Source organism: Sulfitobacter dubius (genome assembly GCF_900113435.1).
GTDB classification, from domain to species: domain Bacteria; phylum Pseudomonadota; class Alphaproteobacteria; order Rhodobacterales; family Rhodobacteraceae; genus Sulfitobacter; species Sulfitobacter dubius.
Map to the genome: position 1 here is coordinate 1,085,510 of NZ_FOPG01000001.1, position 22,838 is coordinate 1,108,347.

Genomic DNA, 22,838 nt, shown 5'->3' on the forward strand with positions numbered 1-22,838 from the left:
CCATGCCGTGGTGCAACACTCTCTCAACGAGAGCCGTCAGAATGCTTAGAGACCGGGGATCAGACGGGCGATGCCACGCTGGTCAAAGGTCGTGCCGCGACCGGCACCAAATGCAATCTCGCCGCCCAGACCGACGAAGGGCTCAGAGTCGCTGATACCACCGACATCCGCTTTGGCAGAGCCGACTTCCAAGAACAGGTTTGTCGTCGGCGAAACGTCACGATCCAGACGCACGGCAAAACGGGACAGATCGTCGCCGTCGCTGCCGAAATGGTCATAAGACCCCGTCAGGCCAAAGCCCTGTGCCATCTCGTAACGGGCCTTAAGGCCACCCAGCGTGCCGTCACCTAGATCAGTGTCAACATTGGCGATATAACCTTCGAATTCCCAGTTCAGCATTTCATAGCCAGCTTCGACGCCGAGGATATCCGCATCTTCGCCTTCAATGTCTTCGCGGGTGTAGAACGCGCCGAATGAGGTCGCCTGATCCATGTGGTAGATGCCGTGCAGGCCCAATGTGTGGCCATCAGCGCCGGAAGCATCGAAATCGTTGTAGCCCGCATCGGCTTGCAGACCGAGATTGCGGCTAAACCCAAGTTCGACCGAGCCATCAAGCCCAAGGCGATTGAAATCGGTGTCATCGGCAAAGGCCGAATAGGACAGGCCGACAGAGCCACCGGTCACTTCGACTGCCTGCGCAGTGCTCGCGCCAAGCGCGAAGGTCGCGGCAAGCGTCAGCACGGAAAGATTTGTGAGTTTCATGATACTGCTCCAATACACATAGTCAGGCCCTGTAATCAGGTTACCCTTCGCAACCAGTGCGTGAAGGACACCAAAGCTTCAAGACCTAAGCCAAATGGATGGCGCGAATGTGAGCGGATTACCGCGAGTACTTAACCAAGACACACGCATAGCGCTAGCCGTAGGGAAATAACGCCCCGTCATCCGTGTACCCCTATTGTGCCGCCCCCTCAGCCACGTCACCCTACTCCTGAAAAGGGAGGCATTATGACATTGCAGGACAAACACGCATTCATCACGGGCGGCGGTACGGGCATCGGATTGGCCATCGCGCAGGATTTGGCCGCCAAAGGTGCCCGCGTCACGATCACCGGGCGGCGGCAAAAGGTGCTCGACGCTGTATCGGGCGATGGCATCACCGGCATGGCCATGGATGTGCGTGATGAGGGACAGGTCGTCGACACGATCGCCCGCGCGGTAGAGGCCAGCGGCCCGGTGCAAATCTGTATCGCCAACGCAGGTGTGGCCGAGGGGCGCTCGCTGCATAAGACTGACCTCGACTTTTGGCGCGACATGATGGCGACCAACCTCGACGGGGCCTTCCTGACGATCCGCGAAAGCCTTAAATCGATGCGCCAGACCGATTGGGGCCGCGTCATTGCCGTATCATCCATCGCAGGATTGCGCGGCTTGCCGGGAGCGGCCTGCTATTCAGCATCCAAACACGGGATGATCGGGCTGATCCGATCCCTGAGCGAAGATTACATGGGCCAACCCTTTACCTTCAACGCACTCTGCCCCGGTTATGTCGACACCGATATTATTGCACGAAACACCCGAGCGATTTCGCAACGCGCCGGGCTTTCCGAAGACAAAGCGCGCGATGTCATGGTCAACGCCAACCGCCACAAGCGACTGATTGGCCCTTCGGAGGTCGCCGCCGCTGCTACATGGCTGATCGCAGAAGGCTCGGAAAGCATTAACGGACAATCCATTGAGATTGCAGGCGGGCAAATGTAGCAGCGTTAAGGCAAACTTAACCAAGCTGCGCAACGTTTGGGACCATGAAACGCAATTCATCCCATGGTCCCGACAGATACTTTTTCACCTTGCGACTGGCGCGGCGGGGCGACGATGCGCTGTTGCGCCATATCTCGATTCTGCGGCAATCCATGCGAGAGACCTTGGCCCGCAAGCCATTCCAGATCAACGCGATCACGGTGTTGCCGGATGTCATCCATACGGTTTGGACATTGCCGAAGGATGATCACGACTACCCCAACCGCATTGGCATGTGGAAAGCGCGATTTTCAAAACACCTTCCCCCTGCCCCGCACCGCAGCTTGCAACAGATCAAACGCGGCGAGAAAGGGATATGGCAGCGGCGCTTTTGGGAACATCGGATAAGGGACCAAGCCGATTTTCGGCGGCACTGTGATTTGGTGCATCTCAGTCCGATGCACGCAGGCTTGTGTGACCGCCCAGAGGATTGGCCGTTCAGTTCCTACAACCGCAACAGGCCGCGCCAAGCGGCCCCAAAATTTGAAGTCGTAGACCAACGAGAGGCAGACGATGTGCTGGAGGACAACGCAACGCCGCTAGTCCCTATGGATTTGTTAACGGGGCCACTGGCTCGCCTACACAGCTAGAGCCGTCCACTTGACCGTTTTCCCACCGTGCGAACCGGCCCCGGCCAGCATCGCAGCCAGAGCAGGTCTCATCACAGATCAAGCACCGCGTCTTACTGCGCAGCGGTCATCACCGGCAAAGCCGAACCATCCGCTGCCCATGCCCGCAATGCCGCGCCAAAATGCTCGAACAAGGGGCGCGACACAGGGTCATTCGCGGCGTTCCATTCAGGATGCCATTGCACGGCAAGCGTAAAGCCGGGGGCATCTTTGATGTAAATCGCCTCTGGCGTGCCATCATCGGCATGGCCGTCCACCACCACACGGGGGCCGGGGGCCTTGATCCCCTGCCCGTGTAGGGTGTTGGTCAACACTTTGGATGCGCCCATCACACGGTGGAATACGCCGCCTTCGGTAAAGCTCACGTCATGGCGCAGCTCGAACTTCTCTTCGATGGTGCCGTCGGGGGGCATCCGGTGGTTCATCCGCCCGGGCAAATCGCGTATTTCGGGGTAGAGTGAGCCCCCCATGGCCACGTTGACCTCTTGAAAACCGCGGCACAGGCCAAGAAACGGCTGACCCCGCGCCACACAGGCCCGGACCAGCGCAAGCGCCACGGCATCGCGGGCGCGGTCAAAGGCACCATGTGCCTCTGTTTCAGGCTCACCGTATTCTTCGGGGTGTACATTGGGCCGCCCGCCGGTCAGCAGGAAGCCATCGCAAACCTCAAGCAGTTCTTCGACCGAGACAAAGCGCGGATCGCTCGGCACGATGAGCGGCAGACAGCCCGAGACCTCGGCAATCGCTTCGGTGTTCATCTGCCCGCCCGCGTGGACGGGGTATTGATCGTTCAGCAGGTAGGAATTGCCAATAATACCAACGACGGGTCGGGCCATGAGTTACCTCTTATTCACCATGGCCCGAACATAGGCGCTTCGCACGGCGGCCTCAACCTCAGCCCTGCGCCTTAAGCTGCAAACGCCGCGCATGAAGCACCGGTTCGGTATAGCCAGAGGGCTGTTCGCGGCCCTTGAGGACCAGATCGCAAGCCGCCTGAAAGGCCACCCCGTCAAAGCCCGGCGCCATGGGACGGTAGCTTGGATCATCGGCATTTTGCCGATCCACCACGGCTGCCATTTTTTTAAGCGCTGCCTCGACTTCCTCGCGACTGATGACACCGTGATGCAACCAGTTGGCCAAGGCTTGGGCGGAGATACGGCAAGTTGCGCGGTCCTCCATTAGCCCTACATCGTTGATGTCAGGCACTTTAGAACAGCCAACCCCATGATCGATCCACCGAACCACATAGCCCAGAATGCCCTGCGCATTGTTCTCAATCTCGCGGGTGATTTCTTCGGTGCTGAGGTTGCGGCCTTCTATCATAGGGATGGTTAACAGCGCGTCGAGTGTCCCACGCGCGCCGCCCTTTTTGATTTCTTCCTGCCGCGCGAGAACATTAACCTTGTGGTAATGCGTGGCGTGCAACGTAGCAGCAGTCGGCGATGGCACCCAAGCGCAGTTTGCGCCCGACTGCGGATGGCCTATCTTGGCCTCCAACATCTCGGCCATCCGGTCGGGCATGGCCCACATGCCCTTGCCGATCTGCGCGCGCCCCTGAAGGCCACAGGCCAGGCCAATATCAACGTTGCGATCCTCATATGCGCCGATCCAAGCGCTGTTCTTCATCTCGCCCTTGGGCACCATCGGCCCGGCCTCCATGCTGGTGTGAATCTCATCGCCTGTGCGGTCAAGGAAACCGGTGTTGATGAAAGCCACGCGATGTTTCGCGGCGCGGATACATTCCGCGAGGTTGGCACTGGTCCGGCGCTCCTCATCCATAATGCCGAGCTTCACGGTATATTGCGGCAGGCCGAGCGTCTTCTCCACATGGGTGAAAATCTCATCGGCAAAGGCGACCTCTTCCGGCCCGTGCATCTTGGGCTTCACCACATAAACGCTGCCGGTGACAGAGTTGCCGCCCGCGCGTTTGAGGTCGTGGATCGCGATCAACGTCGTCACTATCGCGTCCATCAGCCCTTCGCCGACCTCACGGCCCTCACGGTCATGCACGGCAGGGTTCGTCATCAGGTGGCCCACATTGCGCACCAACATAAGCGAGCGGCCTTTCAGCGTGACCTCACCTGAACCATCGGGCGCGGTGTAGCGACGGTCTTCGGCCATACGCCGAGTAACGGTCTCGCCGCCCTTTTCAAATGTTTCCGACAGGTCGCCTTTCATCAGGCCCAACCAGTTGCCATAGGCCAGCACTTTGTCCTCGGCATCCACCGCCGCGACACTGTCTTCGCAGTCCATAATGGTTGAAAGCGCGGATTCGATGATCACATCGGCGACGCTGGCGGGATCGTCTTTGCCAATCGCGTGGTCCGGGTCGATCTTGATCTCAATATGCAGCCCGTTGTTGCGCAAAAGGATCGCATCGGGCGCTTCGGCGGCACCCCGGTAACCCGTAAATTGCGCTGGATCAGCCAAGCCGCACGGCGCGGCGTCATGCGACATCACACCTTCGAGATGCCCGTCCACCACGCGGTAGCCGGCCAAATCTGCATGACTGCCAGCAGAAAGCGGCGCTGCATCATCCAAAAACGCTTTGGCACGCTCCACCACCCGCGCACCGCGCTCGGCGTCATACCCCCTGCCGCGTGGCAGATCGCCCAGCGCGTCGGTACCATAGAATGCATCATAAAGACTGCCCCAGCGCGCGTTGGCAGCGTTCAGCGCAAAGCGTGCGTTGGTGATGGGCACCACAAGCTGCGGCCCCGGCACGTGAGCAATCTCAGGGTCTACATTTTGGGTTTCAATCTCAAATTCCTCGCCTTCGGGGAGGAGATAGCCAATCTCGCGCAAGAAAGCTGTATAGCTTTCTGCATCATGCGGTTGACCTGCGCGGTCCCGATGCCATTCGTCAATCTGCGCCTGTAGGGCCGCACGCTTTTCCAGCAAAGCGCGGTTCTTGGGTCCAAGATTATGTACCAGATCAGAGAAACCAACCCAAAAGGCTTCTGCAGTCACGCCCGTCCCCGGCAGCGCCGATGCTTCAATGAATTCAACCAGTGCGGGGTCTACCTGCAAACCGTTCTTATCAATCTTGCCCGTCATTCTCCGCCCTCTCCCGCGCTGAATATCATTCGAAGATGTCTAGCAGAAAGGCAAAGCGGCGCAAGCGCGGGAACAATAGCAGGATCTAGCGCTGGCCCTCAGGTGGTTGCGGTTTGGCGATCACGGGCTCAGCCTGCGCCGGGCCATCCACGGGCTGCGCGTCGCCTTCGGGCGAAGGATCAGTCGCTTGCAGCACCGCGTAGACGATGCCAGCAATCATCAAAAGCGCCCCCGCAATAATGGCGGTTTTAATACCAATCAGAGCGTGGCGGTGACGTTTCTTCTGCGTTTCGGTATCGGTGTCGGGGGCGGACATGGATATACCTCATTGCTCGAAGTTGGGCAGCTCGCCTTGCAGGCCGCCTTCTAGAGACATAACCTTTCCCAGACCGATTACGTTCCCGCTACTGGAGGCCCAATGCGCGACGCCACCCCCCAAACAATCTATCTCAGCGACTATCAGCCGTTCGGCTTTCTTGTGGATGAGGTGGCCCTGACCTTTGACCTCGATCCCCATAAGACGCGGGTCAAAAGCCGCATCGCCTTTCGCCGCAATCCGGCGGCCAAGGATGCGGAATTTTTCCTTCATGGTGAGCAACTAAAGCTCATATCCGCGCAGATTGACGGCAAACCGGTTACCCCAGAGGTGACGGACCGTGGCCTGACCTGCGCTGTACCCGACGCGCCCTTTATCTGGGAGGCTGAGGTTGAGATTGACCCTAAAGGCAACACCGCCCTCGAAGGGCTTTATATGTCGGGTGGCATGTATTGCACCCAATGCGAGGCCGAAGGCTTTCGCAAGATCACCTATTACCCCGACCGCCCCGATGTGATGAGCATCTTTACCGTCACCATCAACGGACCGCATCCTGTCTTGCTGTCCAACGGCAACCCGGTGGCGCAGGGGCAAAACCACGCCGAATGGCACGACCCATGGCCCAAACCTGCGTATCTTTTCGCGCTGGTGGCGGGCGATTTGGTCGCCCATTCCGACCGCTTTACCACCATGTCGGGCCGGGAAGTCGACCTGAACCTCTATGTGCGCCCCGGCGATGAGGGCAAATGCGCCTTTGGGATGGAGGCGCTGACGGCGTCGATGAAATGGGATGAAGAGGTCTATGGCCGGGAATACGATCTCGACATCTTCAACATCGTGGCGGTGGATGATTTCAACATGGGCGCGATGGAGAACAAGGGGCTGAACATCTTCAACTCCGCTGCCGTTCTCGCCTCCCCCGAAACCTCCACGGATGATAATTTTGAGCGGATCGAGGCGATCATCGCCCATGAGTATTTCCACAACTGGACCGGCAACCGCATCACCTGCCGCGATTGGTTCCAGCTTTGTCTGAAGGAAGGGCTGACCGTCTACCGCGATAGCCAATTCACATCCGACATGCGCTCTCCGGCGGTAAAACGTATTGGCGATGTCATCGACCTGCGGGGCCGTCAATTCGCCGAAGATCAAGGCCCGTTGGCGCATCCGGTGCGGCCCGAAAGCTTTCAAGAGATCAACAACTTCTACACCGCCACCGTCTATGAGAAGGGCGCCGAGGTGATCGGGATGCTCAAGACCTTGGTGGGCGATGATGCCTATGCCAAGGCGCTGGACCTCTATTTCGAACGTCACGACGGCGACGCGGCGACGATCGAAGATTGGCTGAAGGTGTTCGAAGACACCACAGGCCGCGATCTGACCCAGTTCAAGCGCTGGTATGCGCAGGCGGGTACACCGCGCCTTGCGGTGACGGAGGCATGGGACGCAGGCAAGGGCATCTTTACCCTCACCTTCACACAGCACACGCCCCCCAGCGCGGCCACGCCGAACCCTGAGCCACAGGTCTTGCCCATCACAGTAGGTCTGATTGGCGCGGATGGTGCCGAGGTGGCCCCCTCCCGCGTGTTGGAGATGACCGAAGCCGAGCAGAGCTTTACCTTCGACGGACTTGATGCGCGTCCCGTGGCCTCCGTATTACGTGGCTTCTCAGCCCCGGTGGTGCTTGCACATGACCTCTCGAAAGAAGAGCGTCTGCTTCTGCTGGCGCATGATCGCGATCCCTTTAACCGCTGGGAGGCCGGGCGCACTTTGGCGCGGCAATCTTTGCTGGCGACAATCACCGAAGGCAGCGCACCGGATGCTGAATGGCTTGCCGCACTTCAGGCTGTACTCGGGGATGAGACGCTAGAGCCCGCCTACCGTGCATTGATGCTGGGCCTGCCCAGCCATGCGGATTTGGCCAACACCCTCTATGACACGGGCAAAACCCCGGATCCGGCGGCGATCCATGAGGCGGTGGAGGCCACACGCGACGCCATGGCGCAGGCTTTCGTCTCAACCCTGAGCGAGCTTTACGATCGGCATATCTTCGACGCCCCCTACCAGCCAAATGCCGCGCAATCCGGCAAACGCGCACTGACCAATGCGGCCCTCGCCCTGCTTACCCGTGTGCAGGGCCCGGAGCATGCGCAGGCGCAATACGATCAGGCCGACAATATGACCCAGCAACTCAGCGCGCTGGCGGCCCTGCTGCGTGCGGGCCATGGCGACAAGGCGCTGGCCGAGTTTGAAGAGCAGTGGCGCGATGACCGTTTGGTGATGGACAAATGGTTCGGGCTACAGGTTTCGCAGGCCGCGCCGGAGAAGGCCGCAGAGGTCGCGCAAAAGCTTACCCAGCACGCGGACTTCAACTGGAAGAACCCAAACCGCTTCCGCGCGGTCTTTGGCAGCCTTGCGATGCATCATGCGGGCTTCCACCATGAAAGCGGCAAGGGCTACGCGCTGCTAGCGGATTGGCTGATCAAACTCGACCCGGTGAACCCGCAGACCACGGCGCGGATGTGTTCGGCCTTCCAGACATGGCGGCGCTATGACGCGGCGCGGCAAGAGATGATCCAAACGCAATTGGACCGCATCCTCGCCAGCCCCGACCTCAGCCGGGACACGTCAGAGATGCTTAGCCGCATTCGCGGTGCCTGACGCGGCACCCCAGACAGAAAGCATGGCGGCCTATACCTACCGCCGCCATGCTCGCAGCCGAACCGCATTGCTGGTGTTGCCCGCGATCTGGACGGCCCTCGGCGCGGGGTGGCTCTGGCTTGATGCTTCGGGCTGGCTTGTGGGGCTGCTGGGGCTCTTCACCCTGCCTGCGCTTTGGGAGCTTTTCACCAATCCGACCAGCGGCTTGACGCTCGACCACGACAATCTGTCATGGGTCACCGGCAAGCGCGACGCGAAAATTGCGCTGGTGCAGATCGACCACGTTCGGCTTGATACGCGGCTTGATATGTCGGTCCGGGCCACAGTCATTCTAAAGACGGGCCGCAAGATCAAACTGCCTTTTGAGGCCACCCCACCGCACCGCGCATTGGAAGCCGCGCTACATGCGCGCGGCATCACCACAGAGCGGCATCACTTCACGCTGATCCAATGATCTATGGACGGCTGCGGGGCCGTGTCGCGTTCAATGGCTTGCAATAGGACTGCTGCCGCAGCCAGCGGGCCATATCCTCGCGTTTGGAGGCGCTGCGCATTGGCCCCCAATCCGCCCCAACACCGCGTCTGCCGTTTCCGGCAATCACCCCATCGCGCGGTACGGTCGTCGCCATGATCCGCACAGCACAGCTGAGGTTCGCGGCCCCATTCTTGAGCCCATCGCCGCTGCCGACGTTACACTTATAGCCGCGCGCCGTGCCCGGCAGGATTTGCAGCAGCCCATACCACCGACCGCCGCCACCCACGGCCCAAGACCGATAGGTGCTTTCATGTTTCGCCAGCGTCGACATAAAGCCGACCCAAAAGGCGCGCCGCTGGCTCTCGGGTGCCGTCGGATAGGCCGGGCACCATTCCGCCACATCGGCGGGCACCATATCCACCAAGGGCTTGCCATGAGACTTGAGCGCCGAGATCGCCGCACGGGTCCAAAGCGAATGGCCCCGCATATGCTGCCAACGGGTGCGCGGCAGATCCCCCGGACGCGCGGGTGGGCGCAAGGACGTGGTGAAGGGCGCGGTCTCAAGCGCGGTCGGTTTTTCCTCAGACTCCACCGCGTCGGGGAAGGACAACGATGTCGCGGCGGTCTGCACCACGTCATCCACCGCCACCACCGGGGCGGGCTGTTTGGGAAGCTCGGCCAAAAGCGACGAAGGGCTCGCGCAGAGCAGCAGGGCAATCATGGCAGGTCTCATGCCGCGCATAAGACCGCCCCAAAGGACGCTTGGCAAGCGCAGCGGGCTGTTCAACTCGGCAGATTTCCTCTGATCAGGAAACAACGCCCCGCCCGGCTTTGCGATTGTCGCCTTCGGCTGCGTCCGCCCTGCCCCAACCCGCTGCAGAAATTTCCCGAAAGCTCCGCATGCCGGACACGGTTCCGCCCCATTGCCCCGCCACACATTAACCATCGACAAATATCAGGCAGGACCGGCCCCAGATGAAGAAACTCTCTAATATGATCCCGTCCGCTTTGCAGGGGTTCTTTGCGAAACCCGTCCCCTGCAATTCCGAAGTTGAGCCGCTGGAAATGCCGCTGTTACGCCGCCGTGCGCCGCGCGGTGCCTTGCTTCGGATCGCCTGCCCTGACCCCACCACCGAAGAGATGCACCGCGACCGTCATCAGTACCGCGCGCAGTGGCTGGTGCGTCAGGAACGTTGGGAGGAAATGGCCGCTCTCTTGCATGACGCCGACGAAAACCGCGAAATGACACCCGGCGGGATGCCGGTGGCCGAACTCATGGCCTTTGGCGCGCGGGCGGATGTGATTCTTGCCGCTGAACACGCGCTGTTCGATGGCAAACCCGCCAGTGATGCGCCGCTGATGGCCGGGATCGAGGCCTTGGAACATGTACTGGCCGACCATTCCAAAAGCCACGTGATCGCCGCAATTGTGGCCCAAGCGCATATGGACATCGGTTGGGCATGGCGCGGCACGGGGTGGGACGGCGATGTGCCCGCCCGCAACCGCACAGCCTTTGAGGCACATTTTGACCGCGCTGAGGAAATCCTCGTGCCATTCGAAGAGGACACGGCGGGCTCGCCCCTGCTCGCGGCGACGCGCTGTGCCTTGCTTGGGGGATCAGGCGCTGACGCCCGCATGGTTGCTGACCGCTATGAACGGCTCATCGACCTGAACCCGGAAAACCCGCGCCCTATGCGGGCCATGGGCAACCACCTCCTGCCGCGGTGGCATGGCTCATATGACCAATTGGAACTCGAGGCCCGCCGCACCGCTGCGCGGACCGAAGAAACATGGGGCGCGGGCGGCTATACTTGGGTGCAATTCGACGCGATCAGCTGCGATGCGGGGGCCTGTGCCAACCTTGATCTGCCGTTCTTTATCGAAGGCTTGCGCGACATCCTTGAACGTCGACCCGACCCACACACCGCCAATCTACTGGCGTCCTATTGTGCCAGCGCCATTGGCCAAGCCGCCCCATCAGAGGATGCCGCCGGTGAAGTACGCGCAGAGATCGCCGATTGCGCGCGCTGGATCGTACGGGACCATATGACGGAACTGCACCCGCTGCTCTGGGCCCATGCTGCACGCGGCTTTGACAACAATCTCCGCGTCCGCTCCCCCAGCCGCTTTGCCGCATCGGGCCGTGAAGAGGCAATTCGCATCATTACCGGCCTGTTTCAGCGCGAGATTGAGGCAGGCAAAAGGGTCATTTTCACCGAAGGTCGCCGCCAGATTGCCCTGCCGGGCTAAGCCTGCCTCTTGAAGCGCGTGGTGCGCTCCAGTATGACCGGCCAAGTTCCAATTGACCGAAGGCGGCCGCGATGCTTGATCTGAGTTACGACACCCCGAAACCGCGCGTGATTGCCGGTGCCAAACATGACTGGGAACTGGTCATCGGGATGGAGGTTCACGCGCAGGTCGCGTCAAACGCCAAGCTGTTCTCGGGCGCGTCGACCCAATTCGGCGCCGAGCCGAACAGCAATGTCGCCTTCGTCGATGCCGCGATGCCCGGCATGCTGCCGGTGATCAACGAATATTGCGTCGAACAGGCGGTGCGCACCGGGCTAGGTCTCAAGGCCGAAATCAACCTGAAGTCCGCTTTCGACCGCAAGAACTACTTTTACCCCGACCTGCCACAGGGCTACCAGATCAGCCAGCTTTACGAGCCCATCGTGGGCGAAGGCGAAGTACTGGTGGAACTGGGCGACGGCACCGCGCGGCTCGTGCGGATCGAGCGCATCCATATGGAACAGGACGCGGGCAAATCGATCCACGACATGGACCCGAATATGTCCTTCGTGGACCTGAACCGCACCGGCGTCTGCCTGATGGAGATCGTCTCGCGCCCCGACATTCGCGGCCCCGAAGAGGCCGCCGCCTACCTTGGCAAACTGCGGCAGATCCTGCGCTATCTGGGCACCTGCAACGGCGACATGCAGTCCGGCGCGATGCGTGCAGATGTGAACGTGTCGATCTGCCGCGTGGGCCAGTACGAGAAGTACCAAGAGACACAGGATTTCTCGCATCTGGGCACCCGCTGCGAGATCAAGAACATGAACTCCATGCGCTTTATCCAGCAGGCCATCGAAGTCGAAGCCAAGCGCCAGATTGCGATTGTCGAAGCTGGCGGCGAAGTGGTGCAGGAAACGCGCCTTTTCGACCCCGACAAGCAAGAGACACGCTCCATGCGTTCCAAAGAAGAAGCGCATGACTACCGCTACTTCCCCGACCCCGATCTGCTGCCGCTGGAGATCGAGCAGGCCTGGGTGGATGAGATCGCCGCCAACCTGCCGGAACTGCCGGACCAGAAAAAAGCGCGGTTTATCGGTGACTTCGGGCTGAGCGACTATGACGCTTCCGTTCTGACCGCTGACCTCGACAGCGCGGGCTATTTTGAGATGGTTGTGGCGGAAGTTGCAAATAACTTAGATAAACATGATGGCCACAAGAACTTTACAACCAATTCTAAGGAGCCGATTCCGTTTGACGTTCTCGTCTCGAGGGACTTGGGCAAGCTATCAGCAAACTGGGTCATCAACGAATTATTTGGGCGATTGAAAAAAGAAGAGACGGCCATCAAGGATAGTCCTGTCGCTCCCGCTAGCCTCGCTAGCCTTGTAACGTTGATCAAAGCCGAAGTAATTTCCGGCAAGATCGCCAAAGAAGTCTTTGAGATCACCTATACAACTGGCCGCGACCCAGCTGAGATTGTCGAGACCGAAGGCCTTAAGCAGGTCACAGACACGGGCGCGATCGAGACCGCAGTGGATGAAATCATCGCCGCCAATCCCGATCAGGTCGCCAAGGCGCAGCAGAACCCAAAACTCGCGGGTTGGTTCGTCGGTCAGGTGATGAAAGCCACGGGCGGCAAGGCCAACCCCAAGGCGGTCAACGAAATCGTGTCGCGCAAGCTCGCCCAGCAATGAGCGAGACCGCGGCCCCCTTCCGTTCGAGCGAGATGAAGGTTCTCCCCGAATGGATTGATTTCAATGGTCATTTGAACATGGCCTATTACAACGTCCTGTTCGATCAGGGCGTTGACCAAGCCTATGCCGAAATCGGTCTGGGGCCAGAATACCAGCGCACGGGCTGCACCACCTATGTGGCCGAATTCCACGTCTGCTACCTGCGCGAGTTGCATGAGGCTGACCGCGTCTACACCACCTTCCAATTGCTCGACCATGACGAGAAGCGGTTTCACAGCTTTCAGGAGCTGTGGCATGTCGACGGTTGGCTCGCTGCCACCGCCGAGGGGCTGACGCTGCATGTGGACCAGTCCGGCCCGCGTGTGGCCCCCATGCCGGACCATATCTTGACCCATCTTGACGCGATGCGCCGCAGCCATGCCAAATTGCCCAGACCGGCGCAGGCCGGTCGCCGCATCGGCATCCGCCGCAAATCCGTCTGAAACTCACCTGACGCGGCTCATGTCGCCAACCCAGCCGAGGCCCCTATGCGCTACGAATACAAGATCCTTCCCGCCCCCACCAAAGGGCAGAAAGCCAAAGGTCTGAAAGCCCCCGAAGCGCGCTTTGCCAATACGTTGGAAGAGTGTCTGAACGAACAGGCCGCCGAGGGCTGGGAGTACCAACGAGCTGAGACTTTGCCCTCGCAAGAACGGTCTGGCCTGACCTCAACGACGACAGAATGGCGCAATGTGCTGGTGTTCCGCCGCTTGGCAAACGCGGCCAGCCAGCCGGACGATACTGATCCGCTGCCGTCCCCCGCCGTTGCTGCAACACCTGCACTGGCCGCCACGATTGAAGGCGACGACACGGCGCTTCAGGCCGATGCACCCGCCTCCATCACGCCTGAGGATGGCGCACCGGTGAAAGAGGAACCCGCCGAAGTGGCGACACCTCCTGCCTTTCTTTCCGGCACCCCGGCAAAGGAAGGGTCGGAAGCATCTTCGCCGGAGAAAACCGACGAAGATGAGGACAAATCAAAGCCCTAAACGCGGGCCTTATTCGTCCAGATCCAGCGCCAGCGCATGAATGCGCCCCATCAGATCCGGCCCCAAGGCACTGTGCACCGCACGGTGCCGCGCCAGCCGGTTCTGACCCTTGAAACGCTCTGAGCGGATGCGCACGTTAAAGTGGCTTTCGCCCCCCTCTTGAAACCCGGCATGACCGCGATGGCTTTCGCTGTCATCCACCACATCCAATTCTCGCGGCGCAAAAGCGGCTTCCAGCCGGTCTGAAATCTCTTGTGTTGTCGACATGTTTTTTACCTCGGCCCCCTTCAATCCTGCGACGCAGGGTATATGGTGACCGGCCTGAGTCGGAAAGGTCTATCCACATGCCAAAAGCTGATCCCTTCGGATTCGACATGTCCGTGTCGTCCTCCAAAAAGAAAAACCCCCGCGGCCGCCGCGGCATGTCCGGTGCGTCAGAGACATCGACGCGCATCTGCGACCATGAAGGCTGCGATGAGCCGGGCAAGTTCCGCGCGCCCAAGGCCCCCGATGTGCTCGATGATTACTTCTGGTTCTGCCAGCAACACGTCCGCGAATACAACGCGAAGTGGAGCTTTTTCGACGGCACCACCGAGGCTGAGTTGAACGCGCAAATGTCCAAGGACAAGGTCTGGGAACGCGCCACCAAACCGCTGGGTGATCCCGAGCAGCGTGCATGGGCACGCCTTGGCATCGAAGACCCGCATCAGGTTTTGGGCAAGAACGCGACCCAGAACCCCGGCAAGGGCCAGCAAGCGGGCCGCCGCCTGCCCCCGACCGAGCGCCGCGCGATCGAGATTCTCGAAGCCAAGGACACTTGGACCAAACCCGAGGTGCGCAAAGCCTACAAAGCGCTGATCAAAGTGCTGCACCCCGATATGAATGGCGGCGACCGCAGTCAGGAAGAGCAGTTGCAACTGGTCGTCTGGGCATGGGACCAGATCAAAGGCAGCCGCAACTTCAAGGACTGATCCCGCCACCGGACCAGCGGCCGGGTGCGGATAATACCAGTTGCCCCCTTCCCCTTGCGGATATGCACGATATGTTGCACCAGATACGCGCGCGGCCCCGACCGCGCGCCTAAGGAAAAGGATGACGAGCGATGGCCGACGGTGCACTGGAACATGACATGAAACCCACCGAAGAACTCTCGGTGCGCGATGTCTTTGGCATCGACACCGATATGGTCGTCAAAGGGTTCCCGCAGCGCACCAGCCGCGTGCCGGACATCGACAGCACCTATAAGTTTGATCCTGACACCACGCTGGCGATCCTTGCGGGTTTCACCCACAACCGACGCGTCATGATCCAAGGCTACCACGGCACCGGCAAATCGACCCATATTGAACAGGTCGCCGCCCTGCTGAACTGGCCCACTGTGCGCGTCAACCTCGACAGCCACATCAGCCGGATCGACCTGATCGGCAAAGACGCGATCAAACTGCGCGACGGCAAACAGGTCACTGAATTCCACGAAGGCATCCTGCCTTGGGCGCTGCGCAACCCGACCGCGATTGTCTTTGACGAATATGACGCGGGCCGCGCCGATGTGATGTTCGTGATCCAGCGGGTGCTGGAGCATGACGGCAAGCTGACGCTGATGGATCAGAACGAGATCATCACCCCGCACCCCTATTTCCGCCTCTTCGCCACGGCCAACACCGTAGGTTTGGGCGATACCACCGGCCTTTACCACGGCACCCAACAGATTAACCAAGCGCAGATGGACCGTTGGTCGCTTGTCGCTACACTGAACTACCTCAGCATCGACGCTGAAACCGCGATCGTGTTGTCCAAGAACCCGCATTACAATACCGAGAAGGGCCGCAAGACCCTCAAGCAGATGGTCACCGTGGCCGATCTAACCCGGACCGCCTTTATGAATGGTGAACTGTCGACGGTAATGAGCCCGCGTACTGTCATCGCATGGGCGCAGAACGCGGAAATCTTCCGTAACGTCGGCTATGCCTTCCGCCTGTCCTTCCTCAACAAATGTGATGAGTTGGAGCGCCAGACCGTCGCGGAGTTCTACCAGCGTCTGTTTGACGAAGAACTGCCAGAAAGCGCGGCGAGCCTTAGCTTGGGTTAAGGTAACCTTACATTACAACATAAATAGGGGCGCTGATTTCAGCGCCCCTTTGCATATCTATACTGTAGTCTTGGCTTAATTCACCGGCTCGGCGGTGCCAGCTTCTGGGACCACTGCGGGATCTTCAGTCGCTTGGCTTGCGGCCTCCATATCCTGAGCTGTCACGAAGGCTTCGGCAGCTTCCAGATCAGCCTTCGTGGCCGAGGACACAAGTCGCAAAGTGCCGGATTCGTCAGTCATGGTGGACAGGCTGTCCATCTCAACCGCGACCCATTTCTCGCCCATGCCGAGGAATCCGCCGACACCGATCACGACACCTTCGACGGTGCCATCAAGATTGACAATCAGGTCGTCAACATCACCAATCGACTCGCCCGCGTCAGAGTATACACTGCTGCCGATGAGATCATCGGCAAGGATAGTGTTCTCACTCTGCATGGTGATCTGGCCTTCGACAGGCTTCACCGGCTCTTCGGCAGGGGCTGCATCGGCGGGGGCTTCGGCCATCGCGTCGGGCGCAGTGTCGTCAGCCATCGGCGTTTCTGCGGTATCAGTCATCGATGTCGCGTCAGAGCCTTCAGCGGCTTCGGTATCGCCTTCTGGGGCCATATCAGTCGCCGGTGCCTCTGCCGTATCGTTCATCTCTTCTGCGGCTGTGTCATCCGTTGCCGTATCGCTTGCAGCATCGGTATCAGTCATCGGCGCTTGCTCGGTGCTCTCTTCTTGCGCGGGCTCTGTCATCGGCTCCGTCGCCGTGTCCTGCGCGGCAAGGGCCAGCGGGGTCGCACTTAAAACGGTGACCAGCGCGAGGCGGCTGGCATGTTGCATAAGATTGGTCATTGTTCTTCCTCCTAATAAACAAGACGCGGCGGTGCCCGATCTCAGAGAGGCATCATTGCGTCGATGTGATTGGGAAATGCCCAAACAGGCATGGGGGTTCCCGCCTAGCGTGAACTATGGGCGGGAATTGGCGCATGGACAGGGCGTCCTGCCCCTTTGACCCTCCTGCGAAAACCTGCCAAACCTCATGCCATAGCTGACAGAGGCATGGGCTCATGAAGAAATCCGACAACCCCGCTGACGCGTTCAAAAAGGCCCTCGCTGAGGCGACCAAGGTCATGGCCGATGACGCCGAGCTGAACGTCAGCTATTCCGTTGATCCGTCAGGGCTTTCCGGTGACGCGATGCGCCTGCCACAGGTCAGCCGCCGGATGACCCGCGAAGAGGTTTTGCTGGCCCGCGGCACCGCCGATGCGCTGGCGCTGAACCGCCGCTATCATGATGAAGCAACCCATGCCCGCTATGCGCCCCAAGGCGACATGGCGCGCGAGCTGTATGAGGCGATGGAAACCGCGCGTTGCGAGGCGATGGGCGCGCGCGACATGCCCGGCACAGCGGGCAATATCGACGTAAAGATCAAACATGACGCGCTGCGCAAGGGCTACGATCAGGCCAAACAAGCCAGCGACGTGCCGCTTTCGGTCGCCGCGGGCTATATGGTGCGCCATCTCGCCACCGGGCGACCGCTGCCCCCCGGGGCCGAGAATGCCATGGAGCTTTGGCGCGGCTTTATTGAGGATCAGGCCGGAGGCACCTTGGAGGGGCTCGACGGCAGCCTCGCCGATCAGGCCGATTTTGCACGGCTGGCACGTAAAATGATTTCCGATCTTGGCTATGGCGACCAATTGGGCGACGACCCGGACAGCCAAGACGATGAGCAAGAGGATCAAGCCGAGGAAGGTGCAGAGGAGGAGCAAGACCCCGACAGCACCGGTCAAGACGATCAGGACGAGGAAGAGGCCGAAGGCACGCCCGAAAACAGCCAAGAGCAGCAGCAGGACGAAAGTCAGGCGCAGGTCTCGATGGATGACGAGGCGGATCAGGAATTGGGCGACGAGGCCGATATGCCCGAGGGCGACGCGCCCATGGACCCGCCACCCCCACCGCCTGTATCCGATGCCGACCCGGAGTACCGCGTCTATCTGGGCGAGCATGATGAGGTGATCGGGGCCGAGGAACTGGCCGAGCCGATCGAATTGGAACGCCTGCGTGCCTATCTGGATCAGCAGTTGGAGCCGCTGAAGGGTGCGGTGGGCCGGCTGGCCAACAAGTTACAACGCCGTCTGCAAGCGCAGCAGAACCGTTCGTGGGAGTTCGACCTAGAAGAAGGCACGCTGGACGCGGGCCGTCTGGCGCGGGTCGTGGCCAACCCCACCACGCCGCTCAGCTTCAAGGTTGAGAAGGACACCGAATTCCGCGACACCGTGGTGACGCTGCTGCTGGACAACTCCGGCTCTATGCGCGGGCGGCCCATCTCCATCGCTGCGATCTGCGCCGACGTCTTGGCGCGGACCTTGGAGCGCTGCAATGTGAAGGTCGAGATCCTCGGCTTTACCACCCGTGCGTGGAAGGGCGGTCAGGCCCGCGAAGCGTGGCTAAATGACGGACGCCCCGCGCAGCCCGGACGACTGAATGATCTGCGGCACATTATCTATAAATCCGCCGATGCCCCTTGGCGGCGGACCCGCGACCACCTTGGTCTGATGATGAAAGAGGGTCTGCTGAAAGAGAATATCGACGGCGAGGCGCTGGAATGGGCGCACCGTCGCATGTTGGCACGGCATGAGGCGCGCAAGATCCTGATGGTGATTTCAGACGGTGCGCCGGTGGATGACAGCACGCTGTCGGTGAACCCGGCCAACTATCTGGAAAAGCACCTGCGGGACGTGATCGCGATGGTCGAAAAACGCCGCGCGGTGGAACTGCTGGCGATTGGCATCGGCCATGATGTGACGCGATATTACGACCGCGCGGTGACGATTACGGATGTGGATCAGCTTGCCGGAGCGATGACCGAGCAGCTTGCCGCGCTTTTTGACAGTGATCCGCGGAAACGGGCGCGTGTCATGGGCATGCGTCGCGTGGGCTGAGCCGTCGGACGGTATTTGAAAAGGATGAAGGAGGGGCGTGTGTTCCAGAGTTTCGAGGTCACCGCGCGTCCGGAACAGGGTCCCCTGCGTTTGGCGGCGCTGCGTGCAGAATTGGTCCGGGCAGGCTTGGACGGGTTCTTGGTCCCGCGTGCCGACGCGCATCAAGGGGAATATGTCGCCCCGCGTGATGACCGTTTGGCGTGGCTGACGGGGTTTACGGGCTCTGCCGGGTTTTGTGCAGCACTGCGGGACGTTGCGGGGGTCTTTATCGACGGGCGCTATCGCACGCAGGTCAAGGCGCAGGTGGCGGAGGTTTTTACGCCTGTGCCTTGGCCCGAGGTGTCTTTGGCCGATTGGTTGAAGGACCAGCTGCCTGAGGGCGGTGTGATTGGTTTTGATCCGTGGCTGCATACGCCCGCCCAGATCGCTGGGCTGGAAGAGACGCTGGCGGGCTCGGGTATCGAGATGCGGCGCGTGGACAATATGGTGGATCGCATTTGGGACGATCAGCCCGACGCACCGATGGCAGTAGCGGCGGCGCATCCTATGGAGTTTGCCGGGGAGAGCCATGAGGCTAAGCGTCAGCGCTTGGCGGTGCAATTGCGTGAAGCGGGGCAGAAAGCGGCACTGATCACGCTGCCCGACAGCCACAACTGGTTGCTTAACATTCGCGGGCAGGACATTCCGCGCAATCCGGTGGCACATGGGTTTGCTGTGCTGCATGACGATGCGCGCGTTGATCTGTTTATGGCGGCGGAAAAACTGACCGTCTTGACCGATCATCTGGGGCCGCACGTAATGCAGCGTGATCCTGCTGATTTGTCCGATTATCTGCGCGAGCTGGAGGGCCCGGTGCGGCTTGATCGACAGTCGGCTCCGGTATTGTTTGCCGAGCTGCTGGGGGGCCGTGCTGAGGCAGGAGAAGACCCATGCGCTTTGCCCAAGGCCTGCAAAAATGAGGCCGAGATTACCGGAGCCGCTGAGGCGCATCTGCGTGACGGGGCAGCAGTGGTGGAGTTGCTGGCGTGGCTGGATGCGCAAGAACCGGGAACCGTCACGGAGACCGAGGTGGTGCGCCAGTTGGAAGAGCTGCGCCGCCGAGATCCTTCCTTGCGCGATATCAGTTTTGAGACGATCTCTGGCACCGGGCCAAACGGGGCGATCATCCATTACCGGGTGAATGAGGAAACCGACAGCCTGCTGCAGGACGGACATCTTTTGGTGCTCGACAGTGGCGGTCAGTACCTTGACGGGACCACGGATATCACCCGGACCATTGCCATCGGCAGCCCCGATCAGGACGCGCGCAGCGCCTTTACGCGAGTGCTGTCGGGCATGATCGCCATGAGCCGTCTGCGGTGGCCGCGCGGGCTGGCCGGGCGGGATATCGAGATGCTCGGGCGTCTGCCGCTTTGGATGGCGGGGCAGGATTTTGATCATGGTCTGGGGCATGGCGTTGGCGCTTACCTGTCGGTGCATGAGGGGCCGCAGCGGCTGAGCCGGATGAGCCATGTGCCGCTGGAGCCCGGTATGATCCTTAGCAATGAACCGGGCTATTACCGGGAGGGAGCTTTTGGCATTCGCATCGAGAACCTGCTGGTGGTGCAGGAGGCGCCCGCCCTGCCCGGCGGTGACGCGCATCGCAAAATGCTGGATTGGCGCACGTTGACGCTTGTGCCGATTGATCGGCGCTTAATCGATATCAAGGCGCTGAGCCCCGAGGCACGCGATTGGTTGAACGCCTATCACCGCGACGTTGCGGAAAAGATCGGGCCGCGGGTATCACCTGTTACAAAACTGTGGTTGGATGCGGCAACGGCGCCGCTATGAGCGTCCGATTTCAGTAAAAAGGGGGGTACGGCATGTCCGACCATATTACGATCACTCCGGCCCAAGGCACATGGGTTGTCCGCGCTGGCGGGGCAGTGCTGGGTGAGAGCACAGGCGCGCTGGAACTGCGCGAGGGGGACTATCCCCCGGTGATCTATTTCCCGCGTGGTGATATCGCAATGGCCTTCCTTGATGGTACAGATAAGACCACCCATTGCCCCCATAAGGGCGAGGCCAGCTATTTCTCGGTCGTGACTAAAAGCCGCACCTTGGAAGATGCCGTCTGGTCTTACGAAGACCCCAAAGAGGATGTGGCGGCGATCAAGGGCTATCTGGCTTTCACCCCAATGGAAGAAATCGCCATCGAACGTATCTGAGCGCGGCTCAGGAATGCTCCTCTGCCGCGGTGGCGGCGAGGGCGCGGTTATAGGCCTTCAGCGCATCGACGTGGAACAGAGCGCCCAGCAGTTCGGGCGGCGCATCGGCGCTGAGGGTAACCACCGGGATGAAATTGGAATGCGTCTGGTCGAACAGCGGCAGAGCGGCCTCAAGCGTGGCGCTGCCGTCGATATAGGTGCCCTTGTCAATCAAATCCCAACAGGCGTCTTCTGAGGCGGCGTCCTCGTCATCCGGGCGGCGCATGATCCGACCCACCATAAACATCGACAGCAGATAGGCCTGTGGCCCCGCCGCCAGATGGATGCCGCGACGTTCCATCTGGGTAAGGAAAAACGAGCGATCCACCAGCTTTGACGCCAGTGCGGTCGACATGCTGACGGCGACCATCACGGCGAGGCCGGTCTGCCAGTCTCCGGTCATTTCAAAGACGATGAGCGTGGTCGATATCGGTGCGCCAAGCACGGCGGCGGCAACGGCCCCCATGCCCGCCAGCGCGTAAAGCGAGGAAGAGCCGGAGATCTCGGGGAACACGCCAGTCGCGATCAAGCCAAAGGCCAGCCCGGTGAGCGCGCCCACCATCAGCGAGGGCGAAAAGACGCCGCCCCCCATGCGCCCGCCCAACGTGATCGCCACGGCAGCGACCTTGAGCACAGCAAAGATAATCACCTCATGCAGGACCAATTCGCCCACCAGTGCACGGGACGTCGTCTCATAACCGACGCCGATAATATGCGGGAACCAAAGCGCAATAATCCCAAGAATCGCGCCCGCCACCGCTGGGCGTAGCCAACGCGCCAGACCGGTGCGGGCCTGTAGATAGTTGCCGAAATCTTCGGCCCAAAAGATCGAGCGCATGAGCACGACAGAGACCAAGCCGCAGGTCAGCCCCAGCAGCAGGAAAGCAGGCAGTTCGACGTAGAATTGCACATCCCCAAGGCTGGGCAAGACGAACTCGGTCAGCCCGCCGAACTCTAGCCGGTTGATTACCGTGCCTGCCGCCGAAGCGATCACGATGGGCGCGAAGGCATGGACTGCGAAGTGCCGCAGCACGACTTCAAGCGCAAAAAGCGCCCCGGCGATGGGGGCGTTGAAGCTCGCGGAAACCGCCGCCGCCACCGCGCAGCCCAACAGATCACGACCGGTGATTCCATCGGCCTTGATAAAGCGGCTGACCTTGGTCGAGATTACAGCGGCCAGATGCACCACCGGCCCTTCGCGGCCTGATGAGCCGCCCGTCGAGAGGGTGATGAGCGAGGCCAGTGCCGAGGCCACCCCGGCGCGTGTTTCGACCCGACCGTCGTGCAAGGCGGCCCCGAGGATCACATCGCCGACGCTGCGGGCACGCCCGTCGCGGGTAAAGCGGTGCAGGATCAACCCAACAAGCAGCCCGCCCAACGTCGGGATCAGCACCACCCAATACCACGGCAACCCGGCGAGAAAGCTGTGCAAGAATTGCACGTCGTCCGTACCGTAAAGCGTGGCCTGTAACCAGTTGATCCCTTTGCGAAAGAACAAGGCCGCGAAGCCCGCCGCAATGCCCACCAACAACGCGATGAACCAAAAGGTGATCTTGCCCGGCCCCCGGGTGCGCAGCACCGTCCAGCCCTGTTTGCAGCCGCCGAGCGCCTGATGCAGTTGTTGGGAAAAGAATGCGTTATCTTGCGGAGGCATGGGACTTGGACCAGTTGGACCCTTTCT

General features: G+C 60.7%; 21 protein-coding genes. 13 read left to right on the plus strand and 8 right to left on the minus strand.

Annotated elements, in window-relative coordinates; all coding sequences use genetic code 11:
* Nucleotides 1-45: 45 nt before the first annotated feature.
* Nucleotides 46-762: a porin gene (locus BM229_RS05335; protein WP_093926600.1), complete on the minus strand. Its 717-nt coding sequence runs from the start codon at nt 760-762 to the stop codon at nt 46-48.
* Between the two features lie 246 nt (nt 763-1,008).
* Between BM229_RS05335 and BM229_RS05340 the strand changes: the two genes are divergently transcribed.
* Nucleotides 1,009-1,761, plus strand: coding sequence for an SDR family NAD(P)-dependent oxidoreductase (locus tag BM229_RS05340; RefSeq protein WP_093926601.1), 753 nt, complete (start codon nt 1,009-1,011; stop codon nt 1,759-1,761).
* A 44-nt stretch (nt 1,762-1,805) separates the two neighbouring features.
* Nucleotides 1,806-2,390, plus strand: a complete 585-nt coding sequence (locus BM229_RS05345; protein WP_208604025.1) for an REP-associated tyrosine transposase — start codon at nt 1,806-1,808, stop codon at nt 2,388-2,390.
* A gap of 92 nt (nt 2,391-2,482) precedes the next feature.
* Here BM229_RS05345 and BM229_RS05350 read toward each other — a convergent pair whose 3' ends face one another.
* The 3 genes from BM229_RS05350 to BM229_RS05360 form a co-directional block, all read right to left on the minus strand.
* Entirely contained in the window at nt 2,483-3,265 is a 783-nt protein-coding gene (locus BM229_RS05350; RefSeq protein WP_093926602.1) for a gamma-glutamyl-gamma-aminobutyrate hydrolase family protein, read from the minus strand.
* Between the two features lie 58 nt (nt 3,266-3,323).
* Entirely contained in the window at nt 3,324-5,486 is a 2,163-nt protein-coding gene (locus BM229_RS05355) for a malate synthase G (RefSeq protein WP_093926603.1), read from the minus strand.
* A gap of 85 nt (nt 5,487-5,571) precedes the next feature.
* Nucleotides 5,572-5,802: a hypothetical protein gene (locus tag BM229_RS05360; RefSeq protein WP_093926604.1), complete on the minus strand. Its 231-nt coding sequence runs from the start codon at nt 5,800-5,802 to the stop codon at nt 5,572-5,574.
* Between the two features lie 102 nt (nt 5,803-5,904).
* Here BM229_RS05360 and pepN point away from each other — a divergent pair, with 102 nt between their 5' ends.
* Both pepN and BM229_RS05370 read left to right on the plus strand, forming a co-directional pair.
* Entirely contained in the window at nt 5,905-8,463 is a 2,559-nt protein-coding gene (pepN, locus tag BM229_RS05365; protein ID WP_093926605.1) for an aminopeptidase N, read from the plus strand.
* A gap of 22 nt (nt 8,464-8,485) precedes the next feature.
* The gene (locus BM229_RS05370; protein ID WP_244152114.1) at nt 8,486-8,917 is read left to right on the plus strand and encodes a hypothetical protein; all 432 of its coding nucleotides are present in this window, start codon (nt 8,486-8,488) and stop codon (nt 8,915-8,917) included.
* Between the two features lies 1 nt (nt 8,918).
* Here BM229_RS05370 and BM229_RS05375 read toward each other — a convergent pair whose 3' ends face one another.
* The gene (locus BM229_RS05375) at nt 8,919-9,671 is read right to left on the minus strand and encodes a lysozyme family protein (RefSeq protein ID WP_244152115.1); all 753 of its coding nucleotides are present in this window, start codon (nt 9,669-9,671) and stop codon (nt 8,919-8,921) included.
* 242 nt (nt 9,672-9,913) lie between these two features.
* Here BM229_RS05375 and BM229_RS05380 point away from each other — a divergent pair, with 242 nt between their 5' ends.
* The 4 genes from BM229_RS05380 (at nt 9,914) to BM229_RS05395 (ending at nt 13,892) form a co-directional block, all read left to right on the plus strand.
* Nucleotides 9,914-11,188: a hypothetical protein gene (locus BM229_RS05380; RefSeq protein ID WP_244152116.1), complete on the plus strand. Its 1,275-nt coding sequence runs from the start codon at nt 9,914-9,916 to the stop codon at nt 11,186-11,188.
* A 71-nt stretch (nt 11,189-11,259) separates the two neighbouring features.
* A complete protein-coding gene (gene gatB, locus BM229_RS05385; protein WP_093926608.1) occupies nt 11,260-12,864 on the plus strand; it encodes an Asp-tRNA(Asn)/Glu-tRNA(Gln) amidotransferase subunit GatB in 1,605 nt (534 codons plus the stop codon).
* Nucleotides 12,861-13,346 carry a thioesterase family protein gene (locus BM229_RS05390; RefSeq protein WP_093926609.1) on the plus strand — a complete coding sequence of 162 codons (486 nt, stop codon included), beginning with the start codon at nt 12,861-12,863 and terminating at the stop codon, nt 13,344-13,346. The genes gatB and BM229_RS05390 overlap by 4 nt, the downstream gene beginning before the upstream one ends.
* A 45-nt stretch (nt 13,347-13,391) precedes the next feature.
* The gene (locus tag BM229_RS05395) at nt 13,392-13,892 is read left to right on the plus strand and encodes a DUF4177 domain-containing protein (protein ID WP_093926610.1); all 501 of its coding nucleotides are present in this window, start codon (nt 13,392-13,394) and stop codon (nt 13,890-13,892) included.
* A 9-nt stretch (nt 13,893-13,901) separates the two neighbouring features.
* Here BM229_RS05395 and BM229_RS05400 read toward each other — a convergent pair whose 3' ends face one another.
* The gene (locus BM229_RS05400; protein ID WP_067625489.1) at nt 13,902-14,159 is read right to left on the minus strand and encodes a BolA family protein; all 258 of its coding nucleotides are present in this window, start codon (nt 14,157-14,159) and stop codon (nt 13,902-13,904) included.
* Between the two features lie 77 nt (nt 14,160-14,236).
* Here BM229_RS05400 and BM229_RS05405 point away from each other — a divergent pair, with 77 nt between their 5' ends.
* Both BM229_RS05405 and cobS read left to right on the plus strand, forming a co-directional pair.
* The gene (locus BM229_RS05405) at nt 14,237-14,863 is read left to right on the plus strand and encodes a J domain-containing protein (protein ID WP_067625492.1); all 627 of its coding nucleotides are present in this window, start codon (nt 14,237-14,239) and stop codon (nt 14,861-14,863) included.
* Between the two features lie 131 nt (nt 14,864-14,994).
* Nucleotides 14,995-15,981 (plus strand): cobaltochelatase subunit CobS, encoded by a 987-nt coding sequence (gene cobS, locus BM229_RS05410; RefSeq protein ID WP_093926611.1) that lies wholly within the window; start codon nt 14,995-14,997, stop codon nt 15,979-15,981.
* 75 nt (nt 15,982-16,056) lie between these two features.
* Here the strand turns inward: cobS and BM229_RS05415 are convergent, their stop codons facing one another.
* Nucleotides 16,057-16,821: a PRC-barrel domain-containing protein gene (locus BM229_RS05415; protein WP_093926612.1), complete on the minus strand. Its 765-nt coding sequence runs from the start codon at nt 16,819-16,821 to the stop codon at nt 16,057-16,059.
* Nucleotides 16,822-17,036: 215 nt separating this feature from the next.
* On the opposite strand from BM229_RS05415, the gene cobT reads away from it, so the two are divergent.
* The 3 genes from cobT to BM229_RS05430 are packed head-to-tail and all read left to right on the plus strand — an operon-like array spanning nt 17,037 to nt 21,118.
* On the plus strand, nt 17,037-18,911 hold the full coding sequence (gene cobT / locus BM229_RS05420; RefSeq protein ID WP_093926613.1) for a cobaltochelatase subunit CobT: 1,875 nt from the start codon (nt 17,037-17,039) through the stop codon (nt 18,909-18,911).
* A 39-nt stretch (nt 18,912-18,950) separates the two neighbouring features.
* Entirely contained in the window at nt 18,951-20,741 is a 1,791-nt protein-coding gene (locus tag BM229_RS05425) for an aminopeptidase P family protein (RefSeq protein WP_093926614.1), read from the plus strand.
* A 32-nt stretch (nt 20,742-20,773) separates the two neighbouring features.
* Nucleotides 20,774-21,118, plus strand: a complete 345-nt coding sequence (locus BM229_RS05430; RefSeq protein ID WP_093926615.1) for a DUF427 domain-containing protein — start codon at nt 20,774-20,776, stop codon at nt 21,116-21,118.
* 7 nt (nt 21,119-21,125) lie between these two features.
* On the opposite strand, the gene BM229_RS05435 is transcribed toward BM229_RS05430, so the two are convergent.
* Entirely contained in the window at nt 21,126-22,811 is a 1,686-nt protein-coding gene (locus BM229_RS05435) for a chloride channel protein (protein WP_093926616.1), read from the minus strand.
* Nucleotides 22,812-22,838: the final 27 nt, after the last annotated feature.